The sequence below is a fragment of the Vibrio sp. NFR genome, from assembly GCF_027587095.1.
Lineage (GTDB): Bacteria > Pseudomonadota > Gammaproteobacteria > Enterobacterales > Vibrionaceae > Vibrio > Vibrio harveyi.
In genome coordinates this window covers 83654-96998 of record NZ_JAPPTN010000004.1, presented here as the reverse complement: position 1 = coordinate 96998, position 13345 = coordinate 83654, and the positions used below count along the sequence as shown (strand labels likewise).

Annotated in this window: 14 protein-coding genes; 6 read left to right on the top strand and 8 right to left on the bottom strand. The window is 43.9% G+C overall.

Annotated features, from left to right (window positions below; all coding sequences use genetic code 11):
* Window positions 1–213: 213 nt before the first annotated feature.
* Both OH463_RS09170 and OH463_RS09165 read right to left on the bottom strand, forming a co-directional pair.
* Entirely contained in the window at window positions 214–672 is a 459-nt protein-coding gene (locus tag OH463_RS09170) for an acyltransferase (RefSeq protein ID WP_026000198.1), read from the bottom strand.
* A gap of 141 nt (window positions 673–813) precedes the next feature.
* A complete protein-coding gene (locus OH463_RS09165) occupies window positions 814–1704 on the bottom strand; it encodes a DMT family transporter (RefSeq protein WP_269991060.1) in 891 nt (296 codons plus the stop codon).
* Window positions 1705–2048: 344 nt separating this feature from the next.
* Here OH463_RS09165 and OH463_RS09160 point away from each other — a divergent pair, with 344 nt between their 5' ends.
* The 5 genes from OH463_RS09160 to OH463_RS09140 all read left to right on the top strand — a co-directional run bounded on the left by OH463_RS09160 (window position 2049) and on the right by OH463_RS09140 (window position 7247).
* A complete protein-coding gene (locus OH463_RS09160) occupies window positions 2049–2219 on the top strand; it encodes a hypothetical protein (protein ID WP_009696160.1) in 171 nt (56 codons plus the stop codon).
* Between the two features lie 468 nt (window positions 2220–2687).
* Window positions 2688–3056, top strand: a complete 369-nt coding sequence (locus tag OH463_RS09155; protein ID WP_050936004.1) for a c-type cytochrome — start codon at window positions 2688–2690, stop codon at window positions 3054–3056.
* A 15-nt stretch (window positions 3057–3071) separates the two neighbouring features.
* Window positions 3072–4481: a cytochrome-c oxidase, cbb3-type subunit I gene (gene ccoN / locus OH463_RS09150; RefSeq protein WP_005451576.1), complete on the top strand. Its 1410-nt coding sequence runs from the start codon at window positions 3072–3074 to the stop codon at window positions 4479–4481.
* A 1-nt stretch (window position 4482) separates the two neighbouring features.
* Window positions 4483–5094 carry a cbb3-type cytochrome c oxidase subunit II gene (locus OH463_RS09145; protein ID WP_005451574.1) on the top strand — a complete coding sequence of 204 codons (612 nt, stop codon included), beginning with the start codon at window positions 4483–4485 and terminating at the stop codon, window positions 5092–5094.
* Window positions 5091–7247, top strand: a complete 2157-nt coding sequence (locus OH463_RS09140) for a cytochrome c (protein WP_269991059.1) — start codon at window positions 5091–5093, stop codon at window positions 7245–7247. The genes OH463_RS09145 and OH463_RS09140 overlap by 4 nt, the downstream gene beginning before the upstream one ends.
* Window positions 7248–7556: 309 nt before the next feature.
* Here OH463_RS09140 and OH463_RS09135 read toward each other — a convergent pair whose 3' ends face one another.
* The 4 genes from OH463_RS09135 to OH463_RS09120 all read right to left on the bottom strand — a co-directional run bounded on the left by OH463_RS09135 (window position 7557) and on the right by OH463_RS09120 (window position 10379).
* Window positions 7557–8090 carry a hypothetical protein gene (locus OH463_RS09135; RefSeq protein WP_038898728.1) on the bottom strand — a complete coding sequence of 178 codons (534 nt, stop codon included), beginning with the start codon at window positions 8088–8090 and terminating at the stop codon, window positions 7557–7559.
* Complete coding sequence (locus tag OH463_RS09130) at window positions 8084–8470, bottom strand: MAPEG family protein (RefSeq protein WP_005449392.1); 387 nt, start codon at window positions 8468–8470, stop codon at window positions 8084–8086. The genes OH463_RS09135 and OH463_RS09130 overlap by 7 nt, the downstream gene beginning before the upstream one ends.
* Before the next feature lie 198 nt (window positions 8471–8668).
* A complete protein-coding gene (rarD, locus tag OH463_RS09125) occupies window positions 8669–9574 on the bottom strand; it encodes an EamA family transporter RarD (RefSeq protein WP_009696156.1) in 906 nt (301 codons plus the stop codon).
* A gap of 82 nt (window positions 9575–9656) precedes the next feature.
* Complete coding sequence (locus tag OH463_RS09120) at window positions 9657–10379, bottom strand: sulfite exporter TauE/SafE family protein (RefSeq protein ID WP_009696155.1); 723 nt, start codon at window positions 10377–10379, stop codon at window positions 9657–9659.
* A 355-nt stretch (window positions 10380–10734) separates the two neighbouring features.
* Between OH463_RS09120 and OH463_RS09115 the strand changes: the two genes are divergently transcribed.
* On the top strand, window positions 10735–11280 hold the full coding sequence (locus OH463_RS09115) for a type II secretion system protein (RefSeq protein ID WP_269991057.1): 546 nt from the start codon (window positions 10735–10737) through the stop codon (window positions 11278–11280).
* Window positions 11281–11327: 47 nt separating this feature from the next.
* Here OH463_RS09115 and OH463_RS09110 read toward each other — a convergent pair whose 3' ends face one another.
* Together OH463_RS09110 and OH463_RS09105 are read right to left on the bottom strand one after the other, a co-directional pair.
* Window positions 11328–12308, bottom strand: a complete 981-nt coding sequence (locus OH463_RS09110; protein ID WP_005449396.1) for a chemotaxis protein — start codon at window positions 12306–12308, stop codon at window positions 11328–11330.
* A 272-nt stretch (window positions 12309–12580) separates the two neighbouring features.
* A complete protein-coding gene (locus OH463_RS09105; RefSeq protein WP_269991056.1) occupies window positions 12581–13303 on the bottom strand; it encodes a nitroreductase family protein in 723 nt (240 codons plus the stop codon).
* Window positions 13304–13345: the final 42 nt, after the last annotated feature.

Here is a 13345-nt window from a genome sequence, read left to right as displayed (position 1 = left end):
TTTTAAATCACCGCCGCGTTTACAAACCAAGTCATTCTCGCTGAACCTAGCATCTCGAGTTTACTTGGGTATACAGTTGGGTCTACACAGGAATCAAAAAGAATGAGGTATCAAGAGTCGCCGTACTGATCAAAGAAACATCCCGAAGCAGTATAAATCTAGAGCGGTGATCAACCACATGCAATCACCGTTAAATCTAACATTTAATAGCGATTACGCTACGTAACCTACTACCTTAGCAGGGTTTCCCATTACTATAGCTTTTGAAGGAACGTCTTTTGTAACAACGGCACCAGCACCAACCATTGAACGCTCTCCAATTGTAATCCCTGGTAAAATTGTTGCATTGGCTCCTATTGATGCTCCTCGTTGAACCAATGTCCTCATAAATTTCTCTGGATATACTTTTGAACGTGGATATTTATCATTACTAAACACCACTGAAGGACCAATAAACGCCCCATCCTCAATAGTGATGCCATCCCAAACATAAACACCTGATTTTATCGTTACGTCATCACCTATAACGACATCATTCTCGATTAAAGTATGAGCACATATGTTGCAGTTGGAGCCTATAACAGCATTCGCAAATATAATCGAAAACTGCCAAACTCTCGTATCCTCTCCAATAGCATTGCTCTTAACATCGCTTAACTCATGTATAAACATATTCTGACCCAGTTGAAACACCAGTTAATTCTAGACCGTAATTCTTATTGATAAATTTCTCAGGTCGTTTTCTTTACGATTCTGCGCATGCCATCTAAAAACAAAATATGTTACAAATGAGAGCTGGCATTGTTGTTTACACTACTGTAGACGGTAACGAGATTTTGGAAAGCGGAGTCTACCGCCAGTTCGGTAGATCACCAAAGAGAATAAGATAAGCGCACAACCAACGAGTTTATTGGAGGTCAGCACTTCGCCGTACCAAATCACACTCAAGATCACTGTCCAGACAGGTTCAAGGATCATAATCAGTGCAGCGTTACCCGCTTGGACAAACTTTTGTCCCATGGTTTGCATCACATAACGCAAGCTGGTTGCCAAAATCGTACTCAGCGCAAACCAAATCCAGATAGACGTCGATACTTCAGTTGGCACCGTTTCCACCAAAGATGAAATCAACAAACCAATCAAACCCGTGACAAACAATTGGATGCACGTCAGTAACAACACAGGCAATTTTTGCGAATACTTGCTGTTTACGTTGAAGTGCAGAGCGAGCATCAAAGCAGCGCCTAAGAACCAAAGTTGACTGCTAGATTGTTGCCAACCACCAGCTAAAGACAAACACCCTAAGCCAAGAATCGCGATTGGTAGTGACACCCAAAAAATTCGTTGAGGTCTTTGACGAAACATAATCCACGCGACAATGGGTACGAACAGCATTGATAGGCTCATGATGAATGCGCCCTCACCTAACGTATCACTGATTGAAATCGCATAGATCCAACACATCAGCGCGCCTCCCAAAAGCACACCAACGCCTGCCGCGGCAAAAATATCTTTCTTGTTGGCAGCACGAAGCGGTTTGATACACAGAGGCAACAAACACAGTGAAGCGATAGTGAATCGCAGACCGATAAATCCGAATGGTGGGAGACCTTGAATGGTTTCTTTAGAGAAGATCCACCCTAATGCCGCGATCATCGTAGTAGCGACGAGCACGAATGCAGCTTTGCGTTCTGAGTTAAACATAATTACTCACAAAAAAGACCCTACGAAGGATTCGTAAGGGGTTCATATATCATTGATTTTAATACGTGATTGCTAGTTATATTTACATCGCAAATGCTGGACTAAATGTGTACTTAGACTGAGGAGTGTTAACGTTTGCGAAGCGTTCACAGTATACATTGTGACTAATTCATCATCGAGAAAATTACTGTGAAACCCTGTCATTATTTTGTTATTTGAAACCATCAGAATAACAAGTAATCCTTTAGGTAAAAACTCAAATACAGTACGGAATAACCTAAGTCTAAATTCGGGGCAAAATGTTACAATAGCAACGAAACAAAACAGACGTCAGGAGGTGCTTTATGAGACATTCAACCGTACTCTTTTTCATTCTGATCGCCTTGCTTATCATTGCTCCAATTGCGCTCGGCTCTCTGTTTAGTCTTATCTCCTCTTTTCGCGTGAGTACTATCGAAGCCGATCCAATATCCATCACACATATCTACGACATGATGATCTACCGTGGTCGATAATGTGTTTTGAAAGATCTCCTATTCTCTAACCGCTCTTGCTTATACCCAAGTAGCCTCGAGATGCTAGGTTCAGCGAGAATAACTTAGTTTGTAGACGCGGCGGCGATCTAAAAGTCTAGTGGGTATAAATCAGGGCGGTTTTCAATTTCCTTCACCTCTTAAAACAATACTGAGCCCACTCAAATCAAACAAAACTCACCATTTTTCAAAAGGCAAAAGCTAAGCACCTCTTTTCACTTTAGTTTTATTGGTAATGATTTTGTCCAATCCATCGAGTTGGCGCGTATTAGTAATGAAAACCACAACTAAATCGGCTTGTACATAGCGATATCGCCAGTACCTGCTTACTCTTTAACCTACAACAATAAAAAACAAACCCGTTCATTCTCCTCACGAATAAGAGCGAAGAACCTGTTTGTAAAACGCCCAAGTTAGTGAAAACGCATTCAAATTACTAGGGAATCAGTGATGAGATTAAAGAACACACAATGCATGAGCACAGTGCTGAAGACGACTCTCGTCGTCACTATGTGCTTCTCTCCGATCACCTTCGCATCCGACACCAATACCGATGCTCAATTTGAGGTTGGTAAGGAAAAGGCGAAAGTATGTATGACGTGTCATGGTACCGACGGAATTTCTACTATCGACGCCTACCCGAATTTGCGCGGTCAGAAAAAGAGCTATCTAATTTCGTCTTTGAAGGATTACAAAGCGCGTGAGCGCACAAGTGGTCTGGCGGTATTAATGCAGCAGCAAGCTGATGCACTTTCTGATCAAGATATCGAAGACATCGCCCATTACTACTCACAGTTAGGTAACGAGCCGCAGCCTTAAACGAGGAGCGTTCTTATGGAACAAGCAGCAACTCAATACAACACTCAAGTTGTGAAGTATTTTGTGTTGGCATCGTTAGTGTGGGCTATTGCAGGGATGATCATCGGTGTCATTCTTGCCGCGCAGTTATATTGGCCCGTGCTCAACTTTGATTCTCAATACTTCCAATTCGGTCGCCTGAGACCATTACATACTTCCGGTGTGATATACGGTTTTGTCGTCAACATTTTGATGGGTACTTCTCTCTACATCGCTCAACGCACCGGACGCTGTAATCTCTTTAACCAAAGTTTATCTTGGATGGTTTTCTGGGGATGGCAATTGGTGCTGTTCTTAGCACTCGTTACGTTACCGGCTGGCTACACGACATCTAAGGAGTATGCAGAATTAGAATGGCCAATCGACGTACTGATCGTCTTGGTCTGGGTGCTCTACGCTGTGCTGTTTTTCGGCACGATTGCGAAGCGGAAAGTTGACCATATCTTCGTTGCGAACTGGTTCTTCGCCGCCTTTATCATTGTTATTGCGATGATCTTCATCGTGAACAACCTTGCCATGCCCGTCTCTTTGATGAAGTCCTATTCTGTGTTTGCCGGAGCACAAGACGCTATCGTGCAATGGTGGTGGGGTCACAATGCGGTAGGCTTTTTGCTGACTGCCGGTGTGATTGGTATGAACTATTATTTCATACCTAAAGCCGCTGACCGCCCTATCTACTCTTACCGTTTGTCTGTGATCCACTTTTGGGGGTTGGTTGGTTTTTACACTTGGGCAGGTACTCATCATTTGGTTTATTCATCAGTACCTGTTTGGGTGCAAAACATTGGCATCATCATGTCTCTCATCCTTTGGCTTCCTTCTTGGGCAGGCGCTTTCAACAGTGCGATGACACTTCTACAAAACAAAGAGAAGCTCAAGTCTGACTACATTTGCCTGTTCTTCTTCTCGGCAATTCTTTACTACTGTTTGGCCACATTTGAAGGTCCTCTATTGGCGATTCGCTGGTTCAACATGTTAGCGCATAACACCGAATGGGTGATCGGGCACGTTCACTCTGGCGCATTAGGTTGGGTGGGCATGTCCGGCATTGCGGTGTTCTACTACTTTATCCCGCGTCTCTGGAACAAAACCGAACTTTGGTCGCAGCGTTTGATCAAGTGGCACTTCTGGCTAGCCCATGCTGGTGTCGCCATCTACGCTATCGCACTTTGGGTAGCAGGCATTGGCGAAGGCTACATGTGGCTAACCCAAAACGAGAATGGCGAACTGGTTTACAGCTTTATTGAAGCCATGAACTTTAAAGCGCCATGGTTGTTCTTACGTTTCTTCGGTGGCGCACTCTTTGTACTTGGTTTGTTCCTGATGGCGTTTAACTTGTATAAGACCGTGCGTTCTCCATCCGTACTAGTGGCAAAGGAGGCATAAGATGAGCAAAGACTTTACTCACTCGGTTATCATCTTAATCATCACCACGGTGGTTGTAGCTTCTTTTTCACTCGCAGTTTGGGTTGTGCCGAATATTCTTCGCACGGATGACATCGCCAAAGGCAGTTTAGCTAAGCCCCTAACCGCAATTGAGCTTGCGGGTCGCGATATCTACATCAGCGAAGGTTGCCATGTGTGCCACACACAAATGGTTCGCCCATTGGAACCAGAAATCAAGCGCAATGGTCGCGCTAACCAAGAGTCTGATGATATTTACGAGTTCCCAAACTTGTGGGGGTCTAAACGTACTGGACCAGACTTAACCAACCTAGGTCGGAAATATTCGGACCAATGGCATGTATTGCACCTTATCGATCCACGCCAAGTTGTACCAACATCCATCATGCCTGCTTACCCTTGGTTGTTTGAGCAAACTCTGTCTGGTAATGCCATTGGCAACAAGATGGAAACACTGCGTACGTTAGGCGTACCCTACACCGACCAAGAGATATCAGACGCACGTCTACAAATTCGAGGTAAAACCAAAGGTGAAGCTTTGATTCGTTACCTTCAAAGCCTTGGTCAAGACACTGCACAGGAGGTGGCACCATGAGCACATTCTGGAACTGGTGGGCAGTTGCCTGCACCATAATATTTTTTGCCCTTATGGTGAGTGTTATCGTCAAGTATTGGCGGAGCAACCACAGAGCAGATCAAGACCACACCATTGCTTCTTTTGATGGTATAGATGAGAAAGATGCCCCACCACCTAAGCTGCTGTTTATAAGTTACGCTGTCGCGTTTTTACTCTCTGCAGGCTATTTAGTGTTGTATCCAGGGCTAGGTGAATGGAAAGGATTGGTGAATTATGACCAAGGAAATGACAAACTCAGCTCACCTTCGACCACACTCGATCAGCAGGTTAGCCGAGTAACAAACACCTCTTTGGCGGTACTTGCACAAAATACCGACATAGTACGCACTGGACGCATGCTGTTTCAGACCCATTGCGCCGCTTGTCATAGAGATAACGCGCAAGGGCAAAAACACTTTCCTAACCTTATCGATAAAGAATGGATGTATGGTGGAGATGACGATGCCATTATTCACTCCATCGCAAAAGGGCGTAACGGTGCTATGCCGGGATGGGTAGAGGTAATGAGAAAAGACGAAGTAAATAAAGTCGCCTACTACCTCGCCTCTCTCAATCAACGCCACAGTGACGTGCCAGAGGTAAAAGTTGAACTTGGTAAACGTCTGTTTGTGGAATACTGCGCTTCATGCCATGGAGATGGCTCCATCGCAAACCAACAAACCGGTGTGCCTGATTTGTCAGACAGCGTTTGGCTTCATGGCGGCAGCATCGAAGAGATTCAACACACCATCAATTACGGTTTGAATAATCTGATGCCAGCGTTTGAAAACCAGCTTTCCAAAAATGAGATCCTCGCCATTGGCGCTTACATCCATAAAGCAGGCGAAGAGGAAGAACAAAAACTCTCAGCGCTTAATGCCGAGTCTGTCGAACGTGGCGAGTACTTGGCACACGCCGGTGATTGTGTCGCTTGTCATAGTGCGGAAGGTGGCGAACCTTTTGCGGGCGGTCTGCCGTTTGTTACGCCTTTTGGTACCATCTACTCCACTAACATCACGCCTCATGCCAGTGAAGGTATTGGTGAGTATAACTATGATGACTTTCGTGATGCACTCGTAAAAGGTAAAGGCAAACATGGTTATCTCTACCCTGCTATGCCTTACACCTCATATCAATATCTGACTGAACAAGATATGACGGATTTGTGGGAGTACATGCAGTCTATCCCTGCCGTGGCGCGTCGTAACGATGAAAACCACATGATGTTCCCTTCGAACATTCGTCTTGGTCTCCTTGGTTGGAACATTGTCTTTATGGACACCGACCCTATCGACTACAACCTACATTCAGAGCTTGAGGGCGTGGTGGAGGACGTCGAGAAGTGGCAGAAAGGTAAATATTGGGTGGCAGGTTTAGGGCACTGTTCAGAGTGCCATACGCCGCGTAACATTGCTCAAGCGCTAATCCCTGAACGCATCTTCCAAGGCAACTTGATAGATGGTTGGAACGCACCTGACATTACGTCTACAGAGCTGTATGTGGGCGGTTGGGATGAGAAAACACTAACCGACTTCTTGCACACTGGCCACTCAGACAAAGGTACCGCTTTTGCCGGGATGGCTGACGTGGTCAAAAACAGCTTGAGTTTGATGACGCGCGAAGACATCGAGTCCATGTCCTATTACCTACTCAGCGGTGACGTAAACAACTTCATTGCTGCCGATGCGGTGCCTTTAGAGCCGAAAGGGTTCGATGAAGCTGCCTATCAAGATCCGATCTATGCTACTTACAAACAAACGTGTGGCGCGTGTCATGGGAACGATGGTAAAGGTCGAGACCCTATAGCACCAACGCTCTTAAACAATGGCATCATCATGCACAGTGACCCATTCAACACTATTGCGGTAACGGTGCGTGGCTTGCAGCCTACCTATATTGATCCGGAGCGTAACTTCATGCCGATGGCAAGTTTTGAGGATATCCTCTCTGACGCACGTTTAGCCGAGCTCATTACCTTTGTACGTAGGCATCTCGGGGATCAACAGCAGGAAGTGACGGCGGCAGATGTGCGAGAAGTGAGAGAAACATTGGAAGCGGCTGGATATGCTGGCGGTCTGCACACCACCCCAGACATGTACGACAGGCGCGACAACACTATCAACATTCGCTAGGGTCAGCAGACTTCAGGACCTGTGTTCCCTGGCTAACAGGAATAAAAAAAGCCAATCACAATTGGGTGATTGGCTATATATTTCTGTGAACAATCTGGTTCACTAACAACGTCAGTTGGCTAGGTGACCCTCGGCTTAAAAGGGTCATGTAAACTAAAGCATTAGACATGCCAACTTTTCGATGCAGTAAAACCGATTGTTATTTAATCATTTGCAGTCAAATTGAACGAATAATCACACTAACCACTTTCCACTTATTGCATATTGCGAACAAGACCTTGCAATATGCAAATACAATCTTCAATTCATTTATGGCTTACGGGCGAGATCTCGCGCTAAAATTAATGCCAAACCGAAGACTTGAAGAAACAAACCAATACTTTTATACCAAGCCATCTTTTCTTCCAAACCTGTCATCACTTCCGTGGTTTCCAAGTTGGCAAGGTAATAGCTGTCTATACGATTACGGTAGTTATTTTGCGCCTGATTGATCTCAGACATCAGATTAGGTAACTGTTCAATTTGGATTGGACTTACTTCCTGCCCTGTCCATGCTGACAAATGCCCTCTCAACACTTGGTTCATTTCTTCTGAAACAGGTTCACTCTGAGCAAGGTGCAAATGCAACAACAATACTTCCCGCTTTCGCTCCAATGTTTCGACACTATTCCAAGCGAGTTGTATCGAATAGAGGTTATCGGCTTTTTGTTCAGCCAGTAAACTGATCTCTTTACCGAGTTTATCTAACACAACACTGGTTAAGATAATCGCAGCAATATTAAGAACCAGTCCAACAAACACCAATAGCCATGCAGGCGGTAAGTATGTCGATTTTTTTACCATAAGCTCCCGTAAGGTAAATAGATCAAGTTAAGGGCTACTAAACCAATCATAGTAAAGAAGGTTAACTTCATCCCTGTAATTCGACCTTTTAAATCCTCACCGAGAATTCCCTTTGCGTGAATCACACGCCCAATCACAAATACAATACCAGCAAGGTGTATCCACAGTAGCGAAGCGCCGTTGTATTCTAATAACGCCATTAAAATGAGTGTGATAGGAACGTATTCACTTGCATTGCTTTGTGCGCTGCGAGCGATTTGAAGCGCCTCAACTCCACCATCGGCGTAAGCGATTTTGTTGCTGCGGCGTTGCTTGATGACTTGAAAAGCGAGCCAGATGAGCAGTAATGCGAGAATAGATGCGTAAAGCGCGGTAACCATAAAACTTCCTTCTTTAGATATTATTGTTAGCTAATTATTCTATAAAAAACACATTTATAAAATACATACATTCTTGATTTAGAGTGACTAGATCTTTAAATCGCCGCCGCGTCTACAAACCAAGGCATTCTACCTGAACCGGGCATCCCGAAGTTGCTTGGGTATAAATTAGCCCTATAAATCTAAAGAAAGAAATCATCAAAGAGAGTGGTTAGCGAGCTTTTTACGCTTAGAAAGCTTGGCGATACCTTCGCAGATCGTGAACAGCAGACCCACCCAAATAAAAGCAAATGTCACCGCTTTTACACTATCGAATAGTTCACCAAAGAACACGACAGCCAATACAAATTGAAGACTCGGTTCAATGTATTGCATCAACCCTACTGTAGACAGGTTAGTAATTCGGATCGCAATCGAATAAAAAATCAGTGGGAGAATAGTTACTGGCGCACTTCCTAAATAAAGCATGAACGTGGTCATATCGACGGTTGAAGATAACTCACCGATCGTCCATTGCTTAAACATCAGATATGCCAATGCGATTGGGGTAAGCACCACCGCTTCAATAAAGAGTGTTGTACTCCAATCAAAGTTAATCTTTTTCTTAAATAAGCCATAAAGAGAAAAGAATAAGCCCATTGTCAGTGCCACTAATGGTAACTGACCATATTGGATAACCTGATAAACTACACCGATGGTTGCTAAAAGAATGGCGATGAACTGACCTTTTGACAGCTTATCACCAAGGACAAAAACACCCAGCGCAACAGAAACCAAAGGTCCAATAAAGAAGCCTAAGCTCGCATCAATAACACGGTTATTGGTTAACGCCCAAGTGAATGCAACCCAAGAAATACACATTAGGCTACTTGCAACAAAGGTATACCAAAGGGACTTTTTATCTTTCCAGATAGCAGCCCATTTCGGCATGTGATGCGTGATCGCCAGTACCAATAGAAACCCCACAGGTACAGAGCCAATGATGCGCAGCGCCAACAGTTCATCCATTGATGCATTTGGCAGAAAGCGATAGTAAACAGGCAACAATCCCCAGATAACAAAGGAAAGTGCAGCCATAAAATTGCCGTAACGATTGTTGTTCATAACTGACTCGACAAATAAAAAAGTGACGCGATTCTATAGAGCAAATTTGGTTTGTAAAGCGAAACAAAAGGACCAATATTCGCTATAAGGCTAGGCCTTGAATTACCGCGGTAATTCCACTAGTAAAACACAGCGCTAGCGCGCCGAAACGCACTTTTTCTTTAGGCAAGGACTGTGTTGTTTTTATTGCCAACCAATAGCCGAATGCGGCTGCAGGCAGTAAGGGCAAAGTAATGATCAAATGATGAAGATTGAAGAATCCCACCGGAATTTGAACCACCAACGAGATAATAGAGCTAAACACAAAGAAAGCAGAAAGGTTACCACGTAACTGATTCGCTTCTTGATGCTGAAGTAGTAACGCCATTGGCGGTCCACCGATCGCGGAGCTTGTACCAAAGAGCCCCGAAAAGAAACCTGCAAACGTCATGCGTCCTGGTGTTGGCTCAATGCGAAAAGGTAAAACACTCACAGCCACAGCAAAAAGCACGAGAAAACCAATCCAAAGCGTTAACGCTTCTGTCGAAACATAAAACAACAGCGCCCCACCCGCTAACGATCCGGGAATACGACCGATCAACGCCATCTTTAAACCACCGAGTTCAACATTACTGCGGTGCTTCATCGCATTCATTAATGAAATAAACAATGCAACTAAACAGATGGGAGCAGGAACGTATTCCGGAGCCCATAGAATAAGTAGTGGAGCCGCGACAATAGCCAAGCCAAAGCCAATAGCCGTTTGTACATAAGAGCCGAGGAAAATCAGCCCCATTGCAAGCAAATTAGTAGAATCGAATTCCATCGATGCGTTCTTATATTTTATCTATTTATTAGAGAGTTAGTTAAATATAAATTATCTATTATTCACCTACTCTCGCCCTGCGTAGGATTCATCAAACCTATCTAAAACACAATCAAAATATTTCAATAACCGAACTTTAGAGGCTCACTTTCTGCAACTTCGAATTTTGTACAAAGATGCAATGTTTAATTTATCAATACTCCTCTATCCAGAACACAAAATCGACATTATAATCAGCGGCTTTTATAGAGTGAATGCACTATCAAAATTCACCACACGTAGAATTTCACAGTCTAAGACACTAAATAACAAATAAATATTAGACTATCGTATCAACCCAACTTAAAGATGGTTTATGAAAAGAAAATCAGGTTTTACTTTAATTGAGCTTGTTGTTGTAATCGTAATTCTTGGCATCCTTGCTGTCACTGCCGCACCCCGCTTCTTAAACATTCAAGATGATGCTCGCGAAGCGCGTTTGGAAGGAATGAAAGGTGCAATTGCATCAGCTCTTGCCATTGGGTATGGAAAAATGGCGATCGCGGGTCTCGAAGGTCTCTCCTATGTTTCTAATGATACTGACTATAAAAATCATGATGGAAGCATGCTAGTCCCGATGCAAGGTTTACCCTTTGATGGATGTGAAAAAAGTTCAAGCACGCATTGCGCGTTTGAATATGGTTATCCGCAAGCAGATACAACATCATTAACTGTACTTGTGCAAGAACTAGGTAGTCATGTTGAATCAACTGATTGGATGATACGAATGCTTCCAAACAGAACGGCTTACATAACAGCTCGTGATGACAAATCCGCCAACGAAAATGAATGTAGTATTATCTACGCTCCGCCAGAAAACGCTAAAGCCAAATACACTCTAAAAATAAACAAATGTTCATAACCAAAAAAGGCTGCCAATCGGCAGCCTTTTGTCATCTTGTTCTCTGCTTATGCAAAGTTAAACACGTATTTATCCATCATATTGACCATACGACCAATCTCTGGCTTAGTAATCGTGTCATTTGCCCCTAGTGATAGTGCTTTCGCACGGTTATCTTCACTCATTAGAGAAGAGAACATCACGATTGGCATTTCATTGTAGGCTTCCGTTTCACGTAGTCGTTTTACCAAGTGCATACCATCCATACGCGGCATTTCAACGTCGGTAACAACAGCATCAAGCAGCTCACGCACTGGCAGTTGTTCTTGTTTCGCTACTTCGATGAGACTCATTAACTTCTCGTAAGCTTCGCCGCCGTCTTTACATGTGATCACGTTATAGCCAGCTGATGCTAAAGTATCTTGGATCAGTGAGCGAATAAACGCGGAATCGTCCACAACCATAACGGTTTTCGCATTACGCTTACCAACCATACGCTGGTTAAGGTCAACCGATTTATCACCCGTTACGTCGTATTTTTCCATACTCAGCTCTGGGTTGATGTCTGCAATGATTTTCTCGAAATCGAGGATCATGATCAGGTTGCCATCTTTACGAACAACAGCAACCACACAATCTTGTTCACCTGCTTCTAGGAACTGGCTCGGTGATTCTACGTCATTCCAAGAGATACGGTGGATGCGTGAAATGCTGTCAATCAAGAAGCCATTCGTCATCTTGTTGAAATCCGTCACAATCACAAACTTACGCTCTAAGTCGCGACGAGTCGGAACGCCAAGCCAACCAGCAAGGTCCACCAATGGAGTTAACACTTCACGGGAAGAGAACACGCCAATCATATGCGGTTGTGCGTTCGGATAATCGGTAGTCTCTGGTACGCGAATCACTTCGCGAACTTTAGCGACGTTAATACCGTAATAACATGTTTTTGTGCTGCCATCTGGCATCTGTTTTTCTAGGTGAAACTCAATGATTTCAAGCTCATTGGTACCACTCTCAGTCAATATAGTGCTGGTTACGTTACTCATAAACACAATTATCCAAAATACGCACCAAGAAAAAGGCTTGATGCAATGCCACAGAGAATCACTTCACAGGCGAAAAAATCCAAGAGTCCTTTTGTAGTCGTTGAGACAGAATTTGTAAATAATCAAAAGGATGCTGACTGCACACTTCTATATCAAATGCTTAAAATTTGTCTCATTTTTGTACAAAACACATTCAAGTATTCAATATTGCAGCTGGGTTCCTTAAGTTAACGGCAGGGAAAACAAAAAGTTTAGCCATAATTAGTAAAGAATCAGTGAGTTTTAATGACCGCTTCGTTATCTACGCGATGACGCTCGCCATAAACCCCTTCTTCGGTTCTGATACCACAACTGATGATCATGGTGATTTGATCACTGTCTCTTAGATTAAGCAACTGTTTTACACGTTTTGAATCGAAGCCTTCCATTGGGCAAGTGTCATAGCCTTTTTCTCTCATCGCGTACATAAAAGTCATCGCTGCCAAAGAAACACTCTTGTGCAAACAAACACGTACGTCACTTTTAGCCACTTCTCTTACCATCGGCTTGTTTCGACCTAGCCACCAGCTGTATAACTTGCGTACCACTCCGCGTATGCCAAATGCATCATTGTTATAAACCATTGGGATAAGTTTTTCGTAATACTTTAGAGCGCGCTTGGCCGCAGCGTCGTCACGGCCTTTAAAAGCTTGGCGCACAGTCTCTGCGTTGCGCTTTGCGCGCTCTTCCCAGTTATGAGTAGTCGCCACAAAAACGACTAACTCATTCGCCGTTTTTGCCGCATTTTGTCCCATGCAGAAGTCGGCTAATTTCGCTCGCTTCTCCGCTGAAATCACTCGATGAAATTCCCACATCTGCATATTACTGCTGTTTGGGCTAAGCGTGGTCAACGCCAGCGCCTTGGCTACATCATCATGGTTAAATTCAGCATTCGCATCGTACTTTCTAACGGAACGACGTGAATGAACAATAGATTCAAAAGAAGATTGGCTCATAACGGACTCAAAACTTAGGTAAAAGCGCAATCTTTACTGATT

Bases quoted from the DNA above. Each gene is read 5' to 3' on its own strand.
- OH463_RS09170 (WP_026000198.1), bottom strand. From the start codon at position 672: ATGTTTATACATGAGTTAAGCGATGTTAAGAGCAATGCTATTGGAGAG.
- OH463_RS09165 (WP_269991060.1), bottom strand. From the start codon at position 1,704: ATGTTTAACTCAGAACGCAAAGCTGCATTCGTGCTCGTCGCTACTACG.
- OH463_RS09160 (WP_009696160.1), top strand. From the start codon at position 2,049: ATGAGACATTCAACCGTACTCTTTTTCATTCTGATCGCCTTGCTTATC.
- OH463_RS09155 (WP_050936004.1), top strand. From the start codon at position 2,688: ATGAGATTAAAGAACACACAATGCATGAGCACAGTGCTGAAGACGACT.
- ccoN (WP_005451576.1), top strand. From the start codon at position 3,072: ATGGAACAAGCAGCAACTCAATACAACACTCAAGTTGTGAAGTATTTT.
- OH463_RS09145 (WP_005451574.1), top strand. From the start codon at position 4,483: ATGAGCAAAGACTTTACTCACTCGGTTATCATCTTAATCATCACCACG.
- OH463_RS09140 (WP_269991059.1), top strand. From the start codon at position 5,091: ATGAGCACATTCTGGAACTGGTGGGCAGTTGCCTGCACCATAATATTT.
- OH463_RS09135 (WP_038898728.1), bottom strand. From the start codon at position 8,090: ATGGTAAAAAAATCGACATACTTACCGCCTGCATGGCTATTGGTGTTT.
- OH463_RS09130 (WP_005449392.1), bottom strand. From the start codon at position 8,470: ATGGTTACCGCGCTTTACGCATCTATTCTCGCATTACTGCTCATCTGG.
- rarD (WP_009696156.1), bottom strand. From the start codon at position 9,574: ATGAACAACAATCGTTACGGCAATTTTATGGCTGCACTTTCCTTTGTT.
- OH463_RS09120 (WP_009696155.1), bottom strand. From the start codon at position 10,379: ATGGAATTCGATTCTACTAATTTGCTTGCAATGGGGCTGATTTTCCTC.
- OH463_RS09115 (WP_269991057.1), top strand. From the start codon at position 10,735: ATGAAAAGAAAATCAGGTTTTACTTTAATTGAGCTTGTTGTTGTAATC.
- OH463_RS09110 (WP_005449396.1), bottom strand. From the start codon at position 12,308: ATGAGTAACGTAACCAGCACTATATTGACTGAGAGTGGTACCAATGAG.
- OH463_RS09105 (WP_269991056.1), bottom strand. From the start codon at position 13,303: ATGAGCCAATCTTCTTTTGAATCTATTGTTCATTCACGTCGTTCCGTT.